Below are 22,781 nucleotides of genomic sequence, written 5' to 3'. Positions count from 1 at the left end.
GCTCAAAGTTCAAATCTCCTGAGCAGGGGAATGCCGATCTTCGCGAGCACAAACTCCATGATCCGCACTGCCATGCGTTGGCGGCGCGGCAGATGACCGGCATAGACGGCGTTGTATTCCACCGTCGCCACGGCGCCGCGCAAGCGTTTGAAGGCGGCGGCACCGGCGCTCATGTTGAAGAACAGCCCATGCGCCGTGGCATGGTCCTGCGCCAGCGCCATCATCATGCGGTAGAGGCCTTCGCTCGCCGGCAGGCCGGTGTCGTAGCCGACGATCGGTTGCGTCAATGTCCTGCCGTTTTTCGACAAAGCGGTGACGGCGACCAGCTCACCACCGGGGCGGCGCAGACCCGCCAGCTTGAGGATGCCGCGACGGTGCATCTCGCTGATATAGCGTGCGGTGTAATGTGGGTTGAGCGGCGTGTATTTGTCGAGATAGAGCATGCGGTAGAGTGCTTCGCAGCGCGCATAGTCTGCCTCGGTAAAGTCTCCATCTCCGACCTCCTCGAAAGGCGTCGTGCGCAGCCGCTTGCGGTCGCGCTTCATGTCGTTGGTCATGGCCGAACTGCGGTCGGCAAAGATATAGATCTGCCGCGCCGCCAGCAGGCGAAACCCTTCCGCCTTCAGCGCCGCGATGGTCGAGCGATCGGCTAGCTCGTTCAGCGAGCGGATGAGAACAGCACGGTCGGGAAAACGCACCTTGAGATCGTCTCGGATCGCAGCGACCGTCTTACGGTCGAGCAACGGCACCGGATTGGTGGAATAGAGCCAGTTGTTGACCTGCACTTGATGGTCGAGGCCGCTGGCCCTGACCAGCGGTGCGCATAGGCCGATCAGCATCCGGATCGCCTTTTGCAACAAGGGCGAGGAGACGAAATTGCGGGTCTCGTCGATGGCATAGTCGATATAGGCGCTGGACGGGCAGCAGATATAGCAATTCGGCGCTTCGCTTCTGTCGTTCAGCGTCAGCGGAAAGGAGCGGCCGGCGATCTCGAAAGCCTCGACGGCCACCGTCAGATTGCGGACGAGGTCGCGCACGGGCACTTCGTTGAAAAGCCGCACGAAGGCTTCGACCTCGCGCGGATTGTTCTCCACCCGGTCCGCCTCATCGAGCGGGAATGCGTCAGGCCGGTTCACGGCGCCGCTCCCAACCGGCATTCGACGCGGCGCAGTTTGCGGCCAGTCTCCAACGGCAAATTCTTTCGCAACAGGCTGATCGTCGCCGTCGCCTTGCGCCCCGCCAGCAGTGTCCGCACCGCTGCATACGCGGCAGTAGCCGCTTCGTCGGCAAGCTCGGGCGCGAGGCTGAGTTCGATCGCATCGGCAGCCGTCTGAACCAGGCGGAAATCGTCGATGCGCCTGTCAGCCTTGAGCACGGCATTGCGCAGGATGTCGGGCGTCACAAAAATCTGCCCATGCGGCGACGCCAGCCGGAAAGCATCGTCCATGCGGCCGACGATCTCATCCAGCATGCGCAGCGGCGAGCCGCAGCGGCATGGAGTTTCGGAGAGCCGCAACAGATCGTTCATCCGATAGCGCGCCATGATCTGGGTCTGGCGGCGAAAGGCGGTGACCAGCGGCATGACCAGCCCGTCGCCCGCCGGTTCGAACTCGAAGAACACCGAATCCTCGGCCAGATGCAGCCCACCCTTTCGGCACGTGACGGCGAACAGCCCTTCCGTCGCCATGTAGATCTGGTCCAGTGGCAGCCGGAAGAATGTTTCGATGACCGGGCGGTCGACCGAGTCGAGCGTTTCTGCTGCGCAAAAGACGCGTTGCGGCTTGAGCCGAAAGCCCTCGACCGCGAAATGCCGCAGGATTTTCGGCGGTGCGATGATGACTGTCGGCGCGAAATCCTCGAGTGCCGCACGCCAGCTCTCCGGCCCGCGCGTCAGGTCGAAGAAGCCGAGATCGATGCGCCGCGATCTGCGCGCGCTTTCGTAGAGTCCGGTGTTCTGCGGCAGGATCACCGCCACGCGCTGCCGGCGCCAGATGAGATCGGGCACGGCCTTGGCCAGGATCGTGCCCAGCCACCGATATTTTTCCGCTTCGGAAATGACGAACAGACCGCGATTGCCCGACGTGCCGGTGCTGGCGCCGACCGTCAGTTCACCGATGCGGCCATAGCCGGCCCGCGCCTTCCAGGCTTCGGCGGCTGAGACGCCATTGATATTGAAGCGCTCGAAATTGGCCATCACCGTCGCCTTGTCGATCACCGGCAGGTCGCCGAGATGGTGCGGCGGCTTGCCATAGAACGGAGCGCGCGGCAGGTCGCGGTCGAGAAAGCGGCGCAAGGCATGCGCCTGCCAGCGTTCGAAATTCCCGCGGCTCTTGCGCGAGAGCCATTGCGTCAGCGCAAACGCACGAACCGCTTCGGCCGGCCCGTTCATGCGCCTTCTCCGGCAAGATCGTGGGGCGTCAACGCCGGATCATGGCAAAGCACGACCTCGCCGCCAGTTGCCAGAAACCGCCGCACCGTCGCGCTGGTCGGATCGAGCGCGGCGGCGTCCTCGGCCAGCAGGGTTGCCGGCAGACCGGGCGTCCGGTTTTCGACAAGGGCTTCGATCAGCCATTGCACGTCGACGGCGTAGAGCAGCGGCCGCTCCAGATTGGGGAACAAAAGGCCAAACTGGCCATCGGCATGGCCGGGAAGATCGACGGCGACGACGCTGCCGTCGCCGAACAGGTCGGCACCGCCGGGCACATCACCACGTGGCTCGACACGTCGCTTCGACGACAGTCCGTCGAGCCGTGCCTCGAAATCCGGCGGAAACAGTTCCTTGAAAACGCCGTGGCGCAGATTCTGCCGAGCTGTCTTGGCCTTGGCGCGCGCCCAGGCGGCGTCATTGGCGATGAAGCGGGCATGGGGAAACAGCGACAGGCCCGACATGTGGTCGGCATGGAAATGCGTAACAATGACGGTTCGCACATCCTGCGGCGACAGGCCGAAGCGCGCCAGAACCGGCAGCGGCTGCTCGGCTTCGTTGAGCTCGGGCCGAAGGATCGCACTGTAGAGACGCAGCGCGGTGCTGCGCTCGCTCCCTTGAGTCACGTGCGGCGTGTAACCGGTGTCGATCAGCACCGGACGCGACTGCGGATGCAGGATCAGCCCGTAGCGGACACGCAGCCTGACCTTCGCCCAGCTGCCGCCGCGCAAAATCAGGCGCTCGGCCGCACTGACAGAGGCGCTGTTGGCGAAGACGATCTTCATGCCAACCCCCGATTTTCCGCCGCCTCGCCGAAGGTCCGATCGAGCCCTTCCTCGAAGGACACTTTCGGCGCCCAGCCGAGGATGCGGCGGGCCTTGGCAATGTCGAGGCTCTGGGCGTAGGCGAACAGGCCAAGACCGTAGCGCGTTACCGGCGGCTCGGGCCGGCCGGGCAGAAGTTCAGCCACCGTCTCCGCTAACCCGGCTGCCAGCATTGCGGGCAAAAGCGGCATTTTGCGCCAGCGTGGCTGTACACCGGCGCGGGCGCAGGCCGCCTCGGCAATACGCCGCACCGGCACCACCTCGCCGCTGGAGACGTTGAAGATCTGTCCCTCGGCAGTGCCGCCAGCGGACAGGGTGGCAAGCACAGCATCGACGACGTCATCGATGTAGGTGAGATCGATGCGCGCCTGGCCGTCACGAAACAGCGGTAGCGGGCGCTGCCGGGCCACCTGCAGCAGGCGGGGCAGCAGCGTGCGGTCGCCCGGGCCGTAGAGGCCGCGAGGACGCAGCAGCACCGGGCCGATTTCAGGCGCGGCCAGAACGATTTCCTCAGCCTGTCGCTTGGTGCGAGCATAGTGGTTGACCGGCGGCGGCAGGCCGGCGTCCTCGCTGACGCCGAGCTGGTCGCGATAGGCAAAACAGATCGTCGGGCTGGAGATATGGACGAAGCGGCGTACGCCTTGCCGGCGGGCAAAATCGACAAGGTTGCGGGTTGCCACGACATTGGCCGTCTCGAAATCCGCCAGCCTGCCGAAGGGCGCCGAAAGAGCGGCACAATGGACGATCGCGTCGAGGCTTCCGAGATCGTGTTCGGCAGCGGCATCGAACGGTTTGGACAGATCGAGGCGAATGATCTCGTGACCGGCGGCTTCGAGCGCCGCACAACGCTCGGCATCGCGGCCAAGGCCGAGCGCCGGTGTGCCCATTGCCGCCAGCCGCGCCAGGACATGCGAGCCGACGAAACCGCTGGCGCCGGTGACGAGCACGCGTCTCATGGTCAGGCTTCCAGCGCCATGCCGCCGAACGACACGCCGGCCGAAGTGCCGAGGAACAGCACTTTGACGCCCGGCGCGACGCGGCGTTCGCGGCGCGCGACATCGAGCGCAAAGGGGATCGAAGCGGCGATCTGGTTGCCGTAGCGCGCCGCGATATCGATCAGCTTCTCCGGCGCAAAGCCAGTCTGACGCGCCATGTGGGCGAGCGCGAACGGGCTCGCCTGGTGCGGCACGACGACATCGACATCGTCCCGCCGCCAGCCGGCACGATCGAGCAATTCGGCAACGAAGCCGTTGAAATGGCGCGACGTGACGCGGAACAGTTCCTTGCCGTCCATGTGGAAGAGGCTGTGGTGGGCGAATTCCTCCGGCTGACGGTGAAAGTCGAAACGCGTACCGCCGGAGCCGATGCTGCAGGCTTCATAGGCTGAGGGATAGGTGCGCATCAGATTGGCCGCCACCCTGCCCTCGCCGGGCGCTGCCTGCTGCAGCACCGCGGCCGCCGCGCCGTCGCCGAACAAGGCCGCGATTTCCGGCTGATCCTGCCACGGCAAAGCGCGCGAGGCGATCTCGGAAGAAAACACCAGCGCGGTGCGGCATTGCCCGGCCTCGATCAGCCGCGACGCCGTCTCGAAAGCGGTGAGGAAGCCGAGGCAGGTGCTGTTGACGTCGAAGGCGGCGGCCGATCCATCCGCTAGGCCGAGACGCTGCATGACCAGCGGCGCGGTCGACGGCAGCGGCTGGTAAGGCACGCCGCAACCGCCGATCACCAGATCAACGCTGCTGGCATCGATGCCGGCATCGGTGAGTGCGAGGCGCGCCGCCGCACAGGCGAGATCGACCTGCGATTCGGCCTCGCAGACATAGCGCTCAATGACGCCGGTGGCAGCTTCGAGATGGCCATCGCCAAGCCCCAGCCGCGCGTCGAGACTGCGCGACGTCACGCATTGAGCCGGCACGGCCCGCCCGGTTCCGATGATCTTGACCCGCATTCTCAGCCCGCCAAATGAGCCTGCATCCACTCAATCCATAAAACGGATCCGGTGTGATGGCCATCATCAACACGAATGCGCGGGAACTGTGGAGACTTCAGTTGGATTGCGCCTGGAATCTCTCGCAAGTATAAAGGCCGGTATTGGAGGCGGTTATGGCTAATTCTTTTTCTCGCTTTATTTCTTCAATGTTTGGCTCATCCAATGCCAAACAGGAAAGAAAAGCCGGGGCCGGCAGAGCCGGTATAGAGGGCTTGATCAGAGCCGAATGGCCCCGAGACTTTCAGTTCCTTTTTATCGAACCGCAGGCGAAGGATGTCGCGGAAGCGTTGGACGGCTGGAAGTGGATCGGGCTGGACGGCCTTGAACCAGCTGCCGTTTCAGCTTTCGGCGACATATTTTTCCGCGCTGGCGACGGGTCGATTCATCACCTTGATATGCTGGATGGAAAGTTAGCCAGGATCGCTGGAGACTGGTCGGAATTTCAGGCCGACTTGCAGAATGAAGCGCGCCGCGACGAGTTGCTGCTGGCGGGTCTTGTCCTTGCCGCCCGAAGGAACGGACTGATCCCGGCAGCCGGCCAATGCTATGATTTCAAGAAGCCGCCGGTGCTTGGCGGCGAAATGAGTCTGGGAGAGATGGAAACGACGTTTTTCGTTGTGAAGGTGCATATCGCCGGCCAAATCCATCGGCAGGTGAAAGATCTCCCGCAGGGCGCGAAGATAAACAAGGTTACCATCAGCGACGGCTGACGCGCCTTAAGCCTTGCGCTCCCAGCGCCTGTCGGGCGTCTGTTGCCAATAGGTGACCGCGTGGCCGGCCTCCTTCAACGTCTTCCAGTGCGTGCGGGCGCCTTCGACCTGGGCTGCGTCATGGCCGTCGAACAGGAACACGGCGCGTTCGTAGCCGGCGAGATCGGCGGGTGCCGCGCCATCGACGAGAAAGCGGATCTGCGCCTGGTTCGGATTGGCTTCGCTCGTGGTGAGGAGGATCGGCTGCTCGGCCGGATAGGCTTCGCGGTCGGTCGCATGGGCCAGGAAGGAATCGTCCCTGAATGTCCACAGATGCTGGTCGAGCGCGTCGCGCCGCTCCTCGGTGCCGGTCTGCACCACGGCGCGCCAGCCGCGATCGACGCTGCGCTCGAGCAGGCCGGGCAGCGCATCCTCCAGCGTCGATTCGGTCAGGTGGTAGAAAAGGACGTCGGCCATATCCGGCCCTATCCCTCGTAATTGTCGCGCACCAGGCGGTCGAGCAGCCTGACGCCGAAACCCGAGCCCCAGGACTGGTTGATCTCGCTCGGCGGCGAGCCCATCGCGGTGCCGGCGATGTCGAGATGCGCCCACGGCGTTTCCTTGACGAAGCGCTGCAGGAACTGCGCCGCGATGATGGCGCCGCCATAGCGGCCGCCAATGTTCTTCATGTCGGCGCTCTTGGAATCGATCAGCTTGTCGTATTCGGGCCCAAGCGGCATGCGCCACAGCCGCTCCTGCGTCGCCTGGCCGGCCGTCGTCAACCTGTCCGACAGTTCGTCATTGTTGGAGAACAGGCCGGCATAGTGCTGGCCAAGCGCGACCATGATGGCGCCGGTCAGCGTCGCCAGATTGACCATGAATTTCGGCTGGAAACGGTCGTTGCAGTACCACAGCGCATCGGCCAGCACGAGGCGGCCTTCGGCATCGGTGTTGAGCACCTCGATGGTCTGGCCCGACATCGAGGTGACGATGTCGCCCGGGCGCTGGGCATGGCCGTCGACGGCATTCTCCACCAGCCCTATGATGCCGACGACATTGGCCTTTGCCTTGCGCGCCGCCAACGCCTGCATGAGCCCTGTGACTGCGGCAGCACCGCCCATATCGCCTTTCATGTCTTCCATGCCGGAAGCCGGCTTCATGGAATTGCCGCCGGTGTCGAAGGTGACGCCCTTGCCGACGAAGGCGACCGGTGCATCCTTGGCCTTGCCGCCCTTCCATTGCATGACAGCCATGCGGGCGCCGCGCGGCGACCCTTGCGCGACACCGAGCAGCGAGCCCATGCCGAGCTTCTTCATTTCCTTCTCGGTGAGGATCTCGACCTCGACGCCGAGGGCTTCCAGTTCCTTGGCGCGGGCGGCGAATTCCACCGGGCCGAGTGCATTGGCGGGTTCGTTGACGAGGTCGCGCGCGAGAAGCACGCCATCGATCACCGCTACTTCGTCGGCGAAAGCCTTTTTCGCGGCGGCCGGATCGGCGGTGTGGATGGTGACCTTGACCGGTTTCTTCGGCTCGGCGTCGTCCTTATCCTTCCTGGTCTTGTATTTGTCGAAGGCGTAGCTGCGCAGGACGATGCCGGCAGCCAGGTTCGCCGCTTGCTTGCCGCCAATTTTTGCGCCCGGCACATCGAGAATGACGGTCACCTCGGTCGCCTTGCGCAGGGACGCCGCAATGGTGCCGCCAAGCTTCAGCCAGGCAAAGTCATCGAGACCGGCAACCTTGCCGGCGCCGATCGCCACCAGCCGGTCGAGCGATGTCCCCTGGGGCGCCAGCACTTCGACGACACTGGCAAATTTTCCGGTAAAGTCCGCCACCGGAAACGCCCGCGCCAGCGTCCCATCCGGATCGCAGGCCTTTGCCGGCTCGCCAAGACCGCCATCGTCGGCCGCCAGCACGAAGACGCTGCCCTTTTTGGGCGCGGCAAATTTGGCGAAGGCGATCAATGGTCTCAAAGTCATCAGGTCCTGCTTTCGGAAACGGCTCAGATTTTCAGGGAGAATGCGTTTTCAGGGAAGATGCGCGACATTTGGTCGTTTTCCTTCATTTGGCAAGACTTTGCCGGAATCGGGGCCCATATGCGCTGTGGAATCGATGACGATTCGTCGCGGCACGGCCCCGCTTTCCTGCCGCAACTTGTTGTTAACCATCGATGTTCTCCCTTTCTTATCCATTGCCGTCGACACTCCGGCCCGCGGGACGGGCGATGTGGGACGGGAAACGGATCGATCCGCCTGAAAGAAATGGCCAGACACACCCAGTTGTACAGGCGCAGCCGGACGACTACCTTGTCTGCGGGCATGATGCCGTTCGGCAAATCGAGAAAAGCCTTACATGAAGGTCGTTGAACGCTACATCATGCGTCGCGCGCTGGCGGTGTTTCTCGCTGCGCTGATCTGGACGCTGGCCATTGTCTGGACGACGCAGGTGCTCGCCCGCATCGATCTCGTTACCGACAGCGGCCAGTCGGCGCTGACCTTCTTCGAGGTCGCGGCCCTCATCATCCCCACGATCATCCCGATCGTGGTGCCGTTCGCCCTGGTGGTGGCGGTCGCCCAGACGCTCAGCGTCATGAATTCCGATTCGGAGCTGGCCGTCATCAACGCCGCCGGCGCCTCGCGCTGGACGATCGTTCGGCCGGTCCTGCTGATCGCTCTGGCGGCCAGTGTCCTTTCCTTCGCCGTCGACAATGGCGTCGAGCCTTATGCCAGGCAGAAGAACCGCCAGCTGATCGCATCCTCGCGCGCCGATCTTTTGTCGCTGATCATCCAGGAAGGCACATTCCGCAAGATCGACGACGGGCTGTTCCTGCAGGTCGGCGAGCGGCTGCCGGACAACCGGCTCGGCGGCATCTTCGTCGCCGATTCGCGCGAGGAAGGCGCCAATCTGATCTATTATGCCAAGAGCGGCAGCGTCGTCGAAAAGGGTGACGAGAAGGTGCTGATGATGAATGACGGCGTCATTCATCGCAAGACGCTGACCGGTGACCTGTCGGTCATCCGCTTCACCTCCTACGCCTTCGATCTGTCCGCCTTCATGTCGGCGGCGAACGATATCCTGCTCCTGCCCAAGGACCGAACGACGCAGTATCTGCTCAACCCGGACGCCAACGACAAGATCTTCCAGCGCAGGCCCGGCGCCTACAAGGCCGAGCTCGACCAGCGTTTTTCCGAATGGTCGTACTCGCTGGTTTTCGCGCTGATCGCGTTGGCCGTGGCAGGCGACGCGCGCTCACACCGCGAGGCGCGCATCCATCCGCTGATCACAGCCATTGCCATTGCGCTGTTCGTCCGCTGGCTGGGCTTTTTTGCCGCCGGGAAAGCCGACAAGATCCCGCAATATACCTACATGGTCTATGGCGTGCCGATCGTCGCCTCGGCGGTCGCCATCTGGTTCATCATCACCTCACGAAGCATGGAACTGCCCGGCAGCTGGGCCGACTGGCTGACGAATTTCGCCGGCCGCGTCACCGATGGCTGGACGGCGCTGAAGCTGCGCCTCACCCGGCGCTACACATCCGGCCAGGGAGCCTGACGATGGGCTGGACCTTGGGCCGCTACTTCTTCTTTCGCTACGTGTCGATCACGATCTGGTTCTTCATCGGCCTTCTGGCGCTGGTGTTCCTGATCGACTTCACCGAACTGTCCGGCCGCATCACCGGCCTGCCGGGCTTTACCTACGGCACGGCGGTCGCCATCTCGGCGCTAAGGATGCCGATGATCATGCTGCAGACGGTGCCGTTTGTCGGCCTGTTTTCGGCGATGGCGACGCTGGTGTCGCTCAACCGCAAGTATGAGCTGGTGATTGCGCGGTCGGCCGGCGTGTCGGCCTGGCAGTTTCTGTTGCCTTGCTGCATCGGTGCGTTGTTATTCGGCGCGCTGTCGGTCGGCGTGCTCAATCCGATCGCCGCGCACGGCTTTTCCTGGTCGGAGCAGATGGAAAATCAGCTGCGGTCCGGCAATTCGAACGCCGTGGCGGCCGATGCCACGCCGTGGATCCGCCAGAAAACCGCCACCGGTGACACCATCATCGGCGCCCGCGCCATCCTTAACCAGGGCCTGGAAATGGCCGACGCGGTGTTCTTCGTTCTCGATCCGCGCGGCAATATCGTCGAGCGCAAGGACGCGGCGCGGGCTTTCCTGCGCGACGGCTACTGGGAATTGCAGGACGTCAAGGTGTTCAAGGACGGCAACATCCGCTCGGAAACGACGGACCAGTTGCCGACCAACCTCAAGCCGGAGTTCGTGCAGGAAAGGCTGGCGCGCCCCGAAACCATTCCGTTTTACGAGCTTCCCGGCAAGATTGAGGTTGCCCGCTCCTTCGGCCTCAAGGCAAATGCCTTCGCCATGCAGTTCGATTCGCTGGTGGCGTTACCGTTCCTGCTTGTGGCCATGACGCTGATTGCGGCAACAGTTTCAATGCGATTTGCGAGGATGGGGCAGTCGGCAACGATGATTCTGGGTGGCGTCCTCGCCGGCTTTCTGCTTTATGTCGTTTCGGTATTGGTCAAGGCATTCGGCGTGGCGGGATTCGTGCCCACAGCCGTGGCTGCATGGGTTCCGGTTGTCGTGGCTATGTTCTTTGGGGTGACATTCCTGCTATACAAGGAAGACGGCTAGTGAGGGAGGCGGCTTTGCGCAGCCATAGGCAGGCTGGTTTGGCGCGCCTTTATTCGGCGAGCGCCTTGGCATGTCTGCTCGCTTGCGGCGTGCCGATGGCTCCTGCGCTGGCGCAGGATGTCACCGACGTGGCAACCAAGGTTCCCTCCGGCTCCCAGATGCTGTTGGCGGCCGACACGCTCGTCTATAACAACGACAACCAGACGGTCACCGCCATCGGCGGCGTCCAGATCGACTATGGCGGCAACAAGCTCGTCGCCCAGCGTGTCGTGTATGATCGCAACACCAAGCGGCTCGTCGCCAGCGGCAATGTCGAGATCGTCAACAGCGACGGCACCAAGATCAACTCGCAGCACATCGATATTACCGACGATTTCGCCGATGGTTTCGTCAACGCGCTGCGCGTCGAAACTCCCGAAAAGGCCTATTTCGCCGCCGAAAGCGCTGAACGCATGGGCGGCGTGCTGACGACGTTCCACAACGGCGTCTATACCGCCTGCGAGCCTTGCGAGGACAAGCCGGACAAGGCGCCGACCTGGCGGGTCAAAGCCAGGAAGATCATCTGGAACGGCGAAAAGAAGACGGTTCGCTTCGAGAACGCGAATTTCGAATTCTTCGGCTTCCCGCTGGCCTATCTGCCGGCATTCGAGATCGCCGACCCGACGGTCAAGCGCAAAAGCGGCTTCCTGATCCCCAGCATCGCCTTCAACAACGAACTCGGCGTCGGCGTCAAAGTCCCCTACTATTTCGCACTGTCGCCGACCTACGATCTCACCGTCACCGGCAGCGGCTATACCAAGCAGGGTTTCCTCGGCGAGGCCGAGTGGCGCCAGCGCTTCAACAATGGCCAGTACACGCTGAAGATCGCCGGCATCCGTCAGGAAGACCCCAACGCCTTCATCGATGGCTCCGCTTTCCCCACCAGCGCTGGCCACAATGTCAATTCGGGCGATGTCGGCGATCCCAACAAGTTTCGCGGCATGATGGGCACCAAAGGCCAGTTCGCCATCAATCCGCGCTGGGACTTCGGTTGGGACATCCTGCTGCAGACCGACAAGAATTTCTCGCGTACCTATACGATCGACGGCTACAACGACGCCGTGCATCAATCGTCGGTCTACCTGACCGGCCTCAACGGTCGCAATTATTTCGATGTGCGCGCGATGCGCTTCCAGGTTCAGGAAAACGCACTGGACAGCAACATCTCGTCGCGCAGCGACAAGCAGCCCTGGGTGCTGCCGTCGCTCGACTATGCCTATATCCCCGACATGTCGGTGGCCGGTGGCCAACTGTCGTTCAATGTCAATGCGCGGGTGATCCGCCGTGACGATCTCGATCAGGCCTATTTTACCCCCTACGTGCCGGCCTCGGGCGTCCAGCGCGTGCGCGGCATCGAGGGCGAGTCGGGCCGCTTCACCGCCGAGGCCGAGTGGAAGCGCACCTTCACCACGGACGGCGGATTGCAACTGACGCCTCTCTTGGCTCTGCAGGGTGACGTCGACTATCTCAATGCATCCTCAGGTTCGCTCGCTGCCATTAATGCGATGGCCGCCGATCCTCGAATAGACACCACCGCCGACATGCGGTCTTCCTTTGCCCGTTACATGGCGACCGCCGGACTTGAAATGCGCTGGCCGGTGCTGTTCTCGATGACCGGCTCCAGCCATATCGTCGAGCCGATGGCGCAGGTCTTCATGCGCCCAAACGAACAGTATGTCGGCGGCCTGGCCGTTCCCAACGAGGATGCACAGAGCTTCGTCTTCGACGCCACGACGCTATTCGAGCGCGACAAGTTCTCCGGCTACGACCGCGTCGAAGGCGGCAGCCGCGCCAATGTCGGGTTCCGCTATTCGGGCGCCTATGACGATGGCTGGGGCACCAACGCCATCTTTGGCCAGTCCTACCAGCTGGGCGGACGCAATTCGTTCGATTCACCGGATCTAGTCAATGCGGGTGCCGATTCCGGCTTGGAGACTTCGACCTCCGATTATGTCGGCCTTATCGGGTTCAGCAGCCCGAGCGGCTTCTCAGGCTCGCTCAGCGGCCGCTTCGACGAGCAGAGCTTCGAAGTTCGCCGCGCCGAGGTGAAGGCCGCCTATTCCGGCCTGCCGGTTTCGCTGAGCGCCAAATACGCCTTCATCCAGGCGCAGCCGCTCTACGGTTTCACCACCGATCGCCACGAAGTCACGCTCGGCGCCTCGACGCACCTGGCCGAAAACTGGCGCGTCTTCGGCACAGGCACCTACGATCTGCAGCAAAGCGTGCTGGTCAAGGACGGCGTCGGCTTTGCCTACAACGATTCCTGCTTCACCTATCTGATGACGTTCTCGGAATCGCGCGACATCAACACCAAGGAAGTGTCGCAGAATGTCGGCTTCAATCTGTCGTTCCGCACGCTCGGCGATTTCGGTTCGTCACAAAACTCGATCGACACCATCCAGTAGAGCCGGCTGACGACATCGTTTTGCCGTATAAGGCGGGCACGGGTTTCGGTCATCCAAAACCGGGCTTAGAATTGGGATGCTTTCGATGAGGAAATACCTGTTTTCGGCAGGATTCGCGCTCCTGATAGCGGCGACCTCGAACTCAGTCACCATGATGATGCCGCCAGCCTTCGCCAGTGAAATCAAGTATGTCGTCAACAACATACCGATCACCAGCGGCGACATTGCGCACCGGGCTGCCTTCCTGAAACTGCAGCGCAAGAAGGGCGACGCAGGCCAGGAGATGATCGACCAGACGCTGCGCACGGCCGAGGCCAAGCGCCTCGGCATCCGCATCACCGACGCCCAGGTCGAGGCCGCCTATCAGCGCTTTGCCTCGAACAACAAGATGCAGCTCAAGCAATTGGACGGCGTCATGACGCAGTCCGGCGTGACCAAGGAGCATTTCAAGGAATTCATCCGCGCCCAGATGGCGTGGAACCAGGCGCTGAGCGCACGCTATAGCGGCGGCGGCGGACAGATGAGCGAACAGGATCTGGTCAAGCACATGCTCGAAAAAGGCGGCGCCAAGCCGAGCGCCACCGAGTACATGCTGCAGCAGGTGATCTTCGTGGTGCCGAAGGCCGAGCGCAGCGCCACACTCGCCAAGCGCAAGCGTGAGGCCGAGGCCATGCGCGCCCGCTTCAACGGCTGCGCCACCACGCGCGAATTCGCCAAGGGCCTGATCGACGTCACCGTTCGCGATCTGCCCAGGGTGCTGGCGCCGCAACTGCCGCCGGACTGGGCCGAGCAGATCAAGGCCACCAAGCTGGGCGGCGCCACGGCCGTGCGCGAGACCGATCGCGGCATCGAATTCATCGGTATCTGCTCGTCGCGCGAGGTCTCCGACGACAAGGCTGCCCAGATGGTGTTCCAGAGCGAAAGCACCGGCGACAAGAACGCCGACGACCTCTCGGCCAAATATGTCGAGGAGCTGAAGGCGAAAGCCAAGATCGTCACGCGCTGAAACCGGCCTGGCCGTGCGTGAGACAGAGCTTCCGCTGGCACTGAGCGTCGGCGATCCGTCCGGCGTCGGGCCGGAAATCGCCATTGCCGCGTGGCAGAGCGCCCACGATTCGGGTGCGGCACCCTTCTATCTTCTCGGCGACCCGGCGCTGATCGCCGCGCGGGCGCGCCGGATCGGCGCCGAAGTGGCAATCGCGGAGACGGTGCCGGCGCAAGCAGCTGATGTCTTTCAACACGCTTTGCCCGTGGTGCCGCTGGCGGCCCGCTTCACCGACGATCCCGGCCGGCCTGACGCGGCCAATGCCGCCGGCACCATCGAGGCTATTGACCGCGCCGTCGCCGACTGCCTTGCCGGCCACGCGGCCGCGGTCGTCACCTGTCCGATCGCCAAGAAGCCGCTTTACGATGCCGGTTTCGGCTTTCCCGGCCACACCGAATATCTGGCGCATCTGGCCTCTCTCCACACCGGTGGCGCGGTAACCCCGGTGATGCTGCTCGCCGGCCCCGAATTGCGCACCGTTCCGGTCACCATCCACATTGCGCTGGCCGAGGTGCCGAAGGTGCTGACGACGGAGCTGATCGTTGCGATCTCGCGCATCACCGCCGCCGATCTTGCAAGCCGCTTCGGCATCGCCAGCCCGAGGCTCGCGCTTGCCGGCCTCAATCCGCATGCAGGCGAAAGCGGCGCCATGGGAACGGAGGATGAGCGCATCATCCGTCCGGCGGTCGAGATCCTGCGCGCGCAAGGCATCGACGCCTTCGGGCCGTTGCCGGCCGATACGATGTTTCATGCGCGCGCCCGTGCCGGCTACGACGTGGCGATATGCATGTATCACGACCAGGCCTTGATCCCGGCCAAGGCGCTGGCCTTCGACGAGGCGGTCAACGTCACGCTTGGCCTGCCGTTCATTCGCACTTCGCCCGATCACGGCACAGCCTTCGACATCGCCGGCAAAGGCATCGCACGTCCCGACAGCCTGATCGCGGCGCTGAAGCTGGCCCGCCGGCTGGCCGATACCGGTATAAAGGTCGCAGCCGCATGAGCGTTGATGGGCTGCCGCCACTGCGCGAGGTGATCGAACGCCATGGGCTGCAGGCAAAGAAGGCACTTGGTCAGAATTTCCTGCTCGACCTCAATCTGACCGGCAAGATCGCGCGCGCCGCCGGTGACCTTAGCGACAGCACGGTGATCGAGGTCGGCCCCGGCCCCGGCGGGCTGACCAGGGCGCTGCTCTCTGCCGGTGCCCGGCGCGTCATTGCCATCGAACGCGACGAACGCTGCCTGGCGGCGCTTGCCGAGGTCTCCAACCACTATCCGGGCCGGCTTGAGGTGATCAGCGGCGACGCGCTGAAGACGGATTTTGCCACTCTTGCCAGTGCCGCGTCGCAAGGCGGCGGCCCGGTGAGGATTGCCGCCAACCTGCCCTACAATATCGGCACCGAGCTGTTGATCCGTTGGCTGACCGTCACCGACTGGCCGCCCTTCTATCAGTCGATGACGCTGATGTTCCAGCGCGAGGTAGCCGAGCGGATCGTCGCCGGCGCCGGCAGCGACGCCTATGGCCGGCTCGGCGTGCTGGCGGGTTGGCGGACCGAAGCGAGGATCGCCTTCGATGTGCCACCGCAAGCGTTCACGCCGCCGCCCAAGGTGACCTCCTCGGTGGTGCATCTGGTGCCGCGTGCCAGCCCGCTGGCGACCGACGTGAAAAAACTCGGCCGCGTCACCGAAGCCGCCTTCGGCCAGCGCCGGAAGATGCTGCGGCAGAGCGTGAAGAGCTTGGGCGGCGAGGCGTTGCTCACCCGCGCTGGTATCGATCCGACGCGGCGGGCGGAGACGCTCAGCGTGGAGGAGTTCGTACGGTTGACGAACGCTGTTTGAGATACTGCTGATCTCCCCCACAAGGGGGGAGATTGGCGCCCCACCGCCTCACTCCGTCTTCTCGTCCAACAACCCCGATACGAAGTCAAACAAACCCGGCCGGCGGTCGCGCCGAAGCCGTTCTGCCGTCACGATGCCGCGCACTTCGGCGAAGGCGCGGTCGAGATCGTCGTTGACGATGACAAAGTCGTATTCCTTCCAGTGCTCGATCTCGTTGCGGGCGTTCTTCAGCCTGGTCTCGATCACCTGTTCCTGGTCCTCGGCGCGGCGCTTCAGCCGCGCCTTCAATTCCTTCATCGACGGCGGCAGGATGAAGATCGAGACGATGTCGGCGCGCATCTTTTCCTTGAGCTGCTGGGCGCCTTGCCAGTCGATGTCGAACAGCATGTCGCGTCCTTGCGCCAACGCCAGTTCGGCCGGCTCACGCGGTGTCGCATAGCAATTGCCGTGCACTTCGGCCCATTCCAGCAGCGCGTCGGTATCGCGCAGCCGCTCGAATTCGCGCATGGTGCGGAAATGATAGTGGACGCCTTCGATCTCCGAGCCACGGCGTGGCCTGGTTGTGACCGAGACCGACAGTTCCAAGCTGCCGTCGCTTTCCAGCAGGTTGCGCGCGATCGTCGACTTGCCGGCGCCGGACGGCGACGACAGGACCAGCATCAGCCCGCGTCGGCGAATGCGCGACCCCAGATCCCTGGCAACCATCGGCTCCTTGGCACCCATTTTGGGTTACTCCAGATTCTGGACCTGTTCGCGAAACTGGTCGACCACCGCCTTGAGCTCCAGCCCGATGGCGGTGACAGTGGCGGCGTTCGACTTCGAACACAGAGTATTCGATTCGCGATTGAATTCCTGCGCCAGAAAATCGAGCTTGCGGCCGATGGCGCCGCCATTTGCCAGCAGCACCCGGCCCGACACAACATGTGTCTTCAGCCGGTCGATTTCTTCGCGGATATCGGCCTTGGTGGCCAGGAACGCCGCTTCCATGTGCAGCCGGCCGGCATCGAGATTGGCCGACGCATCCATCAGCAGCCGCACCTGTTCGGCGATCCGCTCGCGGATTACCGCCGGTTCGCGCGACGGGTCGGCCTCGGCCTTGCGCGTCAGCGCCTCGATGGCGTTGATGTGACCAGAAAGCAGCGAGCGCAGCGCTTCGCCTTCGCTGTGGCGCGCCTGCTCGAGACCGGTAAGCGCCGCCTCCAGCGCCGCCAGGATCGCCGTGTCGAGCGCTGCCCGCACCTCCTCGGTTTCGTTGCTTTCAGGGATGTCCAGCACGCCGCGCAGGGAAAGCAGGCCGTCGGCGGTCGCCGGGGCAACACCGAACTGGTCCTGCAGCCGCTTGGCCAAGCCGGCCAGATCCCGGAGGAAGACTTCGTTGACCACCGGCTGCACCTGCTGGCCGGCAGCGCGGCCGACGGTCAGCGTCGCCTGGAAATTGCCGCGCGAAAACCGCTTCTGCAGCGTCTGCCGGACCGCCGGCTCCAGCCGCTCAAAACCTTGCGGCAACCGCAGCCTGACCTCGACGCTCTTGCCGTTGACCGACTTGACCTCCCAGGCGATCGAGGCGCCGTCGTGCTCGGCGACGGCGCGTGCAAATCCGGTCATGCTCTGCAAATTCATAATGCGGCTCGTGTCTCCTGATGTTCCAATTCTGAAATCCCGCTCGCGTTCGATATCACGGCGAGCGCGAATGTCAGAATCGCAATACCGGCAAGGTGTTGATTTCCGGTATCGTTTTGATCTCGCAGTGCTGAAATCTGCAGAGCCATCGGAGCAAGGCCAAAGACGCTTCGAACCGCGCTGGCGTTCAAAGCATCAGCGCGTCGCCTTGTCCGCAGCGCGTAAGGTCACTCCGCCAAAAAGCGCCGGCCTGCTACTGGGCGGCACCCGCATCGCCGCCGGCATCCCCACTGTCGCTGCCGGCATCGCCACTGGCGTCACCGCTGTCGTCGCCATCCGCCGGCGCATCGGTCTGGCCCGGGGTCTTGGCACCTTTGGCAACGTCTTCAGCCTGCTTTTTCTGCAGCGCCCGGTAGCGAGCCACGTTCTCATTGTGCTCGGCAAGCGTCGTGGCAAAGACGTGGCCCCCGGTGCCGTCGGCAACGAAATAGAGATCGTCGGTCTTCGACGGATTGGCGACGGCTTCGAGTGCGGCACGGCCGGGATTGGCGATCGGCGTCGGCGGCAGGCCGTTGATCAGATAGGTGTTGTAAGGCGTCTGCTTCTCAATGTCCGACTGGTAGATCGGCCGGTCAGCGGGTTTGCCCTTGCCGCCGAACAGGCCGTAAATGATGGTCGGATCCGATTGCAGCCGCATGCCCTTGGCCAGACGGTTGAGGAAGACGGCGGCAACGCGCGAGCGCTCGTCACCCCGGCCGGTTTCCTTTTCGACGATCGAGGCCAAGGTGACGAAGTCGTCGACATTGGCCAGAGGCAGGTCGGGCGCGCGCCGCTGCCAGACTTCGTCGACCAGCTTTTTCTGGTCGGCGAGCAGCTTGTCGATCATCTGCTGGCGCGTGGCGCCGCGGGTGAAGCGCAACGTATCGGTGGCAAGGCTGCCCTCGGCCGGCGTGGTCGCCGGCATGTCCCCGGTCAGCGCATCCTGTTCGGCAACGCGCTGCAGCGCCTGCTCGACCGTCAGGCCCTCGGGAATGGTCAGCGAATACATCACCGACTTGCCGCTCTTCAGAAGCTCCATGATGTCGCGCATGGAGGCGTGTGGCTTGACTTCGTATTCGCCGGCCTTCAGCGCTGAATCATTGCCATAGACGCGCACGCCAATGCGGAAGATGCGGGCGTCGCTGATTAATCCACGCCGTTCGAGCTGGTCGGCAATATCCTGGACGCCGGTGTTCGGCTTGACCAGGAAGGTGTCGCCATTGGCGGACGGACCAGGTTCGTTGAAGGCCTGTTTGCCGAAATAGAGCGAGACGCCGGCGGCGAGGATCATCAACATCACCGCGGAGATGACGAAGTTCATGAACACGACGACCTGGCTGCGCGAGGCGCGCGAGCGCTTCGGCGGCGGCGTGCCGGCTTCCGGCCGCAAGGCCTCGGCCGCAGTCTTCGGCACGATAGGGCCGGTCTGCTGGTTTTGTCCGAATTGTCCGCTGCCGCCCGGATTGGTGTTCATAAGCGCCCTACCATCTGATCTCTTAGAGCGCTCATGCGTCCGGTTGGACGCACAGCGTGCCCTAACATTTCAAGCCTACGCATCGTGCTTTCAAAAAAAGCGCCTTCGGTTTCAGGCCGATGCGACGAATCCCCAGCGGCAGAGTAGGCTCGAATATGGCAAAATTGACGACAGACCGCTGGCGCGCCGGTCGATACCGCAATCAGCCGATATAGCGCTGGAAAACCAGCGAAGCGTTGGTGCCGCCGAAGCCGAAGGAGTTGGACAGCGCCACGTCGACCTGGCGATGCCGTGGCGTGTTGGGTACAAGATCGATCGCGGTTTCGCGTTCCGGGTTGTCGAGATTGATGGTGGCGGGAGCGATGTTGTCGCGGATGGCGAGGATCGAGAAGATCGCCTCGGCGGCCCCCGCGGCACCCAGGAGATGGCCGATCGACGACTTGGTCGACGACATCGAGATCTTCGAGGCGGCATTGCCGACCAGCCGCTCGACGGCGCCGAGCTCGATCGTATCGGCCATGGTCGAGGTGCCGTGCGCATTGATGTAATCGATATCGGCGGGCGTCAGCTTGGCCCGGTTCAGCGCCGCCGTCATACAGCGGAAGGCGCCGTCGCCGTCTTCGGCCGGCGCGGTGATGTGATAGGCGTCGCCGGTCAGGCCGTAACCGGTAACCTCGGCATAGATCTTGGCGCCGCGCGCCTTGGCGTGTTCGAGCTCTTCCAGCACGACGACGCCGGCGCCCTCGCCCATGACGAAGCCGTCACGGTCGCGGTCATAGGGGCGCGAGGCCTTTTCAGGCGTGTCGTTGCGGTCGGTGGACAGTGCCCGGCAAGCGGCGAAGCCGGCTAGCGAAAGCCTGGTCACCGGCGATTCGGCGCCGCCGGCCAGCATCACGTCGGCATCGCCGAAGATGATCAGCCGGGCGGCATCGCCAATGGCGTGCGCGCCAGTCGAGCAGGCAGTGACGACGGCGTGATTGGGACCCTTCAGCCCGTGCCGGATCGACACCTGACCGGACACCAGGTTGATGATGTTTCCAGGAATGAAGAACGGACTGATGCGGCGCGGACCGCGCTCATGCAGGATCAGCGCGTTCTCGGCAATACCTTCGAGGCCGCCAATGCCGGACCCGATCATGACGCCGGTGGCGCAACGCTCGGCTTCGGTGCCGGGCTCCCAGCCGGAATCCTTCAGCGCTTCGTCAGCGGCCGCGATCCCGTAAAGGATGAAGTCGCCGATCTTGCGCAGTTCCTTCGGCTCAAGCACGGCTTCGGGATTGAGCGTGCCGTTGGTGCCGTCACCGCGTGGAATGACGTGGGCGATCTTGCAGGCAAGATCTTCCACTTCAAACTCGGTGACGCGCTTGGCAGCGCTGCGGCCGGTCAGCAATTCCTTCCAGCTGTGCTCGAAGCCCATACCGAACGGCGAAACCAGGCCAAGGCCCGTGACGACGACACGCCTCATCGCAGGTCCTCCCCGGTGATGACTGCGGATAGCGTCAGGCCGAAGCCTTGTCGATGTACTTCACGGCATCGCCGACGGTCAGGATGGTCTCGGCCGCATCGTCCGGAATCTCGACGCCAAACTCTTCTTCGAACGCCATGACGAGTTCGACCGTATCGAGGCTGTCCGCGCCCAGATCATCGATGAAGCTCGCCTGCTCCGTCACCTTGTCGGCATCGACGCCAAGATGTTCGATGACGATCTTCTTGACGCGCTCTGCGGTGTCACTCATTTGGGGCATCCTCGTCTTTTGTTTGTCTGTCTTCGTTAGCGGGCAGAATGCCGCTAATCAAGCTGAAAGATGGTCCTGCCGGAAACGCAACGGCACCGGACCGGTTTTTGCCCGAACCGCCGGGTTGCGGGCCGCATTACACGAAAATTGGCTGAGGTCCAAGGCGAAATGGTCTCTTTTCACAAGCCGCCCACGTCTTCTTGTAACCCGGCCATCTCCCCTCAAATCATCGCCATGCCGCCGTTGACATGGATGGTCTGGCCGGTGACGTAGGCGGCTTCGTTGGAGGCGAGATAGGCGACGGCCGACGCCACCTCAACACTCTTGCCCATACGGCGTGTCGGAATCGCCGCCATGATCGCATCTTTCTGCTTGTCGTTGAGCTTGTCGGTCATGGCCGATTCGATGAAGCCCGGGGCGACGCAGTTGACGGTGATGTTGCGGGTGGCGATCTCCTGCGCCAACGACTTGGAAAAGCCGATCATGCCGGCCTTGGAGGCGCAATAATTGGTCTGGCCTGGGTTGCCGGTGACACCGACCACCGAGGTGATGTTGATGATGCGGCCATGCCGGCGGCGCATCATCGGATGGGTGAGTTCACGGGTCAGCCGAAACACGGCGGTCAGGTTGACCTCGAGCACACTATCCCAATCGGCATCCGACATACGCACGAACAGGCCGTCCTTGGTGATGCCGGCATTGTTGACCAGGATATCGACGCCTTCGAGCTCGGCTTCCGCCTTCTGGCCAAGCGCCTTGACCTCGTCGCGGTTCGACAGATTGGCTGGAAACAGTTTTACCCGGTCGCCGAGCTCGGCTGCCAGGGTCTCCAATTTCTCGATGCGGGTGCCGTGCAGGCCGACAATGGCGCCTTGCGCATGCAGCACGCGGGCGATCGCCTCGCCAATGCCTCCCGATGCGCCAGTGACGAGCGCCTTGCGGCCGGTCAGTTCGAACATTTTTGTCTCCTGATCTTAAGAGAACACCCTTCCCACGGGAGGGGTCAAATCGCCAGTGGATTATGCAAGCGCGGCCAGCGCCGCCTCGACATCGGCCGGAGTGCCGACGGCTGATGTGGCGATGTCGCGGTTGATGCGCCGCGCCAGGCCCGACAGCACCTTGCCGGCGCCGATCTCGTAGAGCGTGGCGACGCCGTTGGCGCCGAACCATTCCACCGTTTCGCGCCAGCGCACGCGGCCGGTGATCTGCTCGACAAGCCGCCGAGCGATCTCATCGGGATCGCTGGTCGGGGTCACGGTAACGTTGGAAACGACGGGAACCACCGGCGCATGCTTGGCTACCCCGGCCAGCGCCTCGCGCATCACATTGGCCGCCGGCGCCATCAGCGCCGAGTGGAAGGGAGCGGAGACCTGCAGCATCAGCGCCCGTTTGGCGCCCTTCTCGGTGCACAGTTTCGCGGCGAGTTCCACCGCCGCCTTGGCGCCGGAGATCACCAGCTGCCCGCCGCCATTGTCGTTGGCGATCTGGCAGACCTTGCCGGAGCCGGCTGCCGCTTCAGCGCAAGCGGCCTCGACGTCAGGCTGTTCCAGTCCGATGATCGCCGCCATCGCGCCCTCACCGGCCGGCACCGCCGCCTGCATGGCATTGCCGCGAATGCGCAGCAGCCGGGCGGCATCGGCGACCGAGACGAAACCGGCGGCGGCAAGGGCGGAATATTCGCCGAGCGAATGGCCGGCAACGTAGGCGACCTTGTCCTTCAGCGAAAAACCGCGCGCTTCCAGCGCCCGCACCGCAGCCAGCGACACTGCCATCAGCGCCGGCTGGGCATTGGCGGTCAAGGTCAGCGTCTCTTCAGGGCCTTCCCAGATCAATGTCGACAGCTTTTCGCCCAGCGCCTCATCAACTTCCTCGAAGACCCTGCGCGCCTCGGGGAAGGCGTCGGCGAGGCCCTTGCCCATGCCGACAGCCTGGCTGCCTTGTCCCGGAAAGGTGAATGCAACGGCCATTTGGGCTCTCTCCAGCGGCTGATTTTTCCTGCCTGTGACGCAAGGCGGACCGCCA

Annotated in this window: 22 protein-coding genes; 7 read left to right on the top strand and 15 right to left on the bottom strand. The window is 63.6% G+C overall.

Annotated features, from left to right (window positions below):
* Positions 1-2: 2 nt before the first annotated feature.
* From JQK88_RS09095 to JQK88_RS09075, 5 genes are read right to left on the bottom strand one after another with little or no spacing between them, the layout of a single operon-like run.
* Complete coding sequence (locus tag JQK88_RS09095) at positions 3-1,136, bottom strand: GNAT family N-acetyltransferase (protein WP_312037251.1); 1,134 nt, start codon at positions 1,134-1,136, stop codon at positions 3-5.
* Complete coding sequence (locus JQK88_RS09090; RefSeq protein WP_203278106.1) at positions 1,133-2,389, bottom strand: F390 synthetase-related protein; 1,257 nt, start codon at positions 2,387-2,389, stop codon at positions 1,133-1,135. The genes JQK88_RS09095 and JQK88_RS09090 overlap by 4 nt, the downstream gene beginning before the upstream one ends.
* The gene (locus JQK88_RS09085; protein ID WP_203278105.1) at positions 2,386-3,210 is read right to left on the bottom strand and encodes an MBL fold metallo-hydrolase; all 825 of its coding nucleotides are present in this window, start codon (positions 3,208-3,210) and stop codon (positions 2,386-2,388) included. The genes JQK88_RS09090 and JQK88_RS09085 overlap by 4 nt, the downstream gene beginning before the upstream one ends.
* Positions 3,207-4,205 carry an NAD-dependent epimerase/dehydratase family protein gene (locus JQK88_RS09080; RefSeq protein WP_203278104.1) on the bottom strand — a complete coding sequence of 333 codons (999 nt, stop codon included), beginning with the start codon at positions 4,203-4,205 and terminating at the stop codon, positions 3,207-3,209. The genes JQK88_RS09085 and JQK88_RS09080 overlap by 4 nt, the downstream gene beginning before the upstream one ends.
* Before the next feature lie 2 nt (positions 4,206-4,207).
* A complete protein-coding gene (locus tag JQK88_RS09075; RefSeq protein WP_192258978.1) occupies positions 4,208-5,197 on the bottom strand; it encodes a 3-oxoacyl-ACP synthase III family protein in 990 nt (329 codons plus the stop codon).
* A gap of 155 nt (positions 5,198-5,352) precedes the next feature.
* Between JQK88_RS09075 and JQK88_RS09070 the strand changes: the two genes are divergently transcribed.
* Positions 5,353-5,949, top strand: a complete 597-nt coding sequence (locus tag JQK88_RS09070; protein ID WP_203278103.1) for a T6SS immunity protein Tdi1 domain-containing protein — start codon at positions 5,353-5,355, stop codon at positions 5,947-5,949.
* Between the two features lie 6 nt (positions 5,950-5,955).
* Here JQK88_RS09070 and JQK88_RS09065 read toward each other — a convergent pair whose 3' ends face one another.
* Genes JQK88_RS09065 through JQK88_RS09055 form a run of 3 tightly spaced genes read right to left on the bottom strand, consistent with a single transcriptional unit; the run spans position 5,956 to position 8,093 of the window.
* The gene (locus JQK88_RS09065) at positions 5,956-6,405 is read right to left on the bottom strand and encodes a DNA polymerase III subunit chi (RefSeq protein ID WP_112397329.1); all 450 of its coding nucleotides are present in this window, start codon (positions 6,403-6,405) and stop codon (positions 5,956-5,958) included.
* Positions 6,406-6,413: 8 nt separating this feature from the next.
* Positions 6,414-7,904, bottom strand: coding sequence for a leucyl aminopeptidase (locus tag JQK88_RS09060; RefSeq protein ID WP_203278102.1), 1,491 nt, complete (start codon positions 7,902-7,904; stop codon positions 6,414-6,416).
* A gap of 48 nt (positions 7,905-7,952) precedes the next feature.
* Complete coding sequence (locus JQK88_RS09055) at positions 7,953-8,093, bottom strand: hypothetical protein (protein WP_192258975.1); 141 nt, start codon at positions 8,091-8,093, stop codon at positions 7,953-7,955.
* 184 nt (positions 8,094-8,277) lie between these two features.
* On the opposite strand from JQK88_RS09055, the gene lptF reads away from it, so the two are divergent.
* The 6 genes from lptF (at position 8,278) to rsmA (ending at position 15,890) form a co-directional block, all read left to right on the top strand.
* The gene (gene lptF / locus JQK88_RS09050; protein WP_203278101.1) at positions 8,278-9,477 is read left to right on the top strand and encodes an LPS export ABC transporter permease LptF; all 1,200 of its coding nucleotides are present in this window, start codon (positions 8,278-8,280) and stop codon (positions 9,475-9,477) included.
* 2 nt (positions 9,478-9,479) lie between these two features.
* Positions 9,480-10,562 (top strand): LPS export ABC transporter permease LptG, encoded by a 1,083-nt coding sequence (gene lptG / locus JQK88_RS09045; RefSeq protein ID WP_192258973.1) that lies wholly within the window; start codon positions 9,480-9,482, stop codon positions 10,560-10,562.
* A complete protein-coding gene (locus JQK88_RS09040) occupies positions 10,562-13,006 on the top strand; it encodes an LPS-assembly protein LptD (RefSeq protein WP_192258972.1) in 2,445 nt (814 codons plus the stop codon). The genes lptG and JQK88_RS09040 overlap by 1 nt, the downstream gene beginning before the upstream one ends.
* Before the next feature lie 76 nt (positions 13,007-13,082).
* Entirely contained in the window at positions 13,083-14,012 is a 930-nt protein-coding gene (locus tag JQK88_RS09035; protein WP_203278100.1) for a peptidylprolyl isomerase, read from the top strand.
* A 13-nt stretch (positions 14,013-14,025) separates the two neighbouring features.
* Positions 14,026-15,054: a 4-hydroxythreonine-4-phosphate dehydrogenase PdxA gene (pdxA, locus tag JQK88_RS09030; protein WP_203278099.1), complete on the top strand. Its 1,029-nt coding sequence runs from the start codon at positions 14,026-14,028 to the stop codon at positions 15,052-15,054.
* A complete protein-coding gene (gene rsmA / locus JQK88_RS09025; RefSeq protein ID WP_192258969.1) occupies positions 15,051-15,890 on the top strand; it encodes a 16S rRNA (adenine(1518)-N(6)/adenine(1519)-N(6))-dimethyltransferase RsmA in 840 nt (279 codons plus the stop codon). The genes pdxA and rsmA overlap by 4 nt, the downstream gene beginning before the upstream one ends.
* A 48-nt stretch (positions 15,891-15,938) precedes the next feature.
* Here rsmA and gmk read toward each other — a convergent pair whose 3' ends face one another.
* The 7 genes from gmk to fabD form a co-directional block, all read right to left on the bottom strand.
* Positions 15,939-16,613 carry a guanylate kinase gene (gene gmk / locus JQK88_RS09020; RefSeq protein WP_246749779.1) on the bottom strand — a complete coding sequence of 225 codons (675 nt, stop codon included), beginning with the start codon at positions 16,611-16,613 and terminating at the stop codon, positions 15,939-15,941.
* Between the two features lie 6 nt (positions 16,614-16,619).
* On the bottom strand, positions 16,620-17,510 hold the full coding sequence (locus tag JQK88_RS09015) for a YicC/YloC family endoribonuclease (protein ID WP_203278098.1): 891 nt from the start codon (positions 17,508-17,510) through the stop codon (positions 16,620-16,622).
* A 253-nt stretch (positions 17,511-17,763) separates the two neighbouring features.
* Positions 17,764-19,023 (bottom strand): endolytic transglycosylase MltG, encoded by a 1,260-nt coding sequence (gene mltG / locus JQK88_RS09010; RefSeq protein WP_203278097.1) that lies wholly within the window; start codon positions 19,021-19,023, stop codon positions 17,764-17,766.
* A 202-nt stretch (positions 19,024-19,225) separates the two neighbouring features.
* Positions 19,226-20,488 carry a beta-ketoacyl-ACP synthase II gene (gene fabF, locus JQK88_RS09005; RefSeq protein ID WP_112560796.1) on the bottom strand — a complete coding sequence of 421 codons (1,263 nt, stop codon included), beginning with the start codon at positions 20,486-20,488 and terminating at the stop codon, positions 19,226-19,228.
* 34 nt (positions 20,489-20,522) lie between these two features.
* Entirely contained in the window at positions 20,523-20,759 is a 237-nt protein-coding gene (locus tag JQK88_RS09000) for an acyl carrier protein (RefSeq protein ID WP_006203723.1), read from the bottom strand.
* A gap of 221 nt (positions 20,760-20,980) precedes the next feature.
* Entirely contained in the window at positions 20,981-21,718 is a 738-nt protein-coding gene (fabG, locus tag JQK88_RS08995) for a 3-oxoacyl-[acyl-carrier-protein] reductase (RefSeq protein ID WP_203278096.1), read from the bottom strand.
* Positions 21,719-21,778: 60 nt separating this feature from the next.
* Entirely contained in the window at positions 21,779-22,726 is a 948-nt protein-coding gene (fabD, locus tag JQK88_RS08990; protein ID WP_192258964.1) for an ACP S-malonyltransferase, read from the bottom strand.
* Positions 22,727-22,781: the final 55 nt, after the last annotated feature.

The sequence above is a fragment of the Mesorhizobium caraganae genome (genome assembly GCF_016836705.1).
Lineage (GTDB): Bacteria > Pseudomonadota > Alphaproteobacteria > Rhizobiales > Rhizobiaceae > Mesorhizobium > Mesorhizobium caraganae.
The sequence above is the reverse complement of the archived record's forward strand: the minus strand, read 5'-3'. Positions and strand labels throughout refer to the sequence as shown.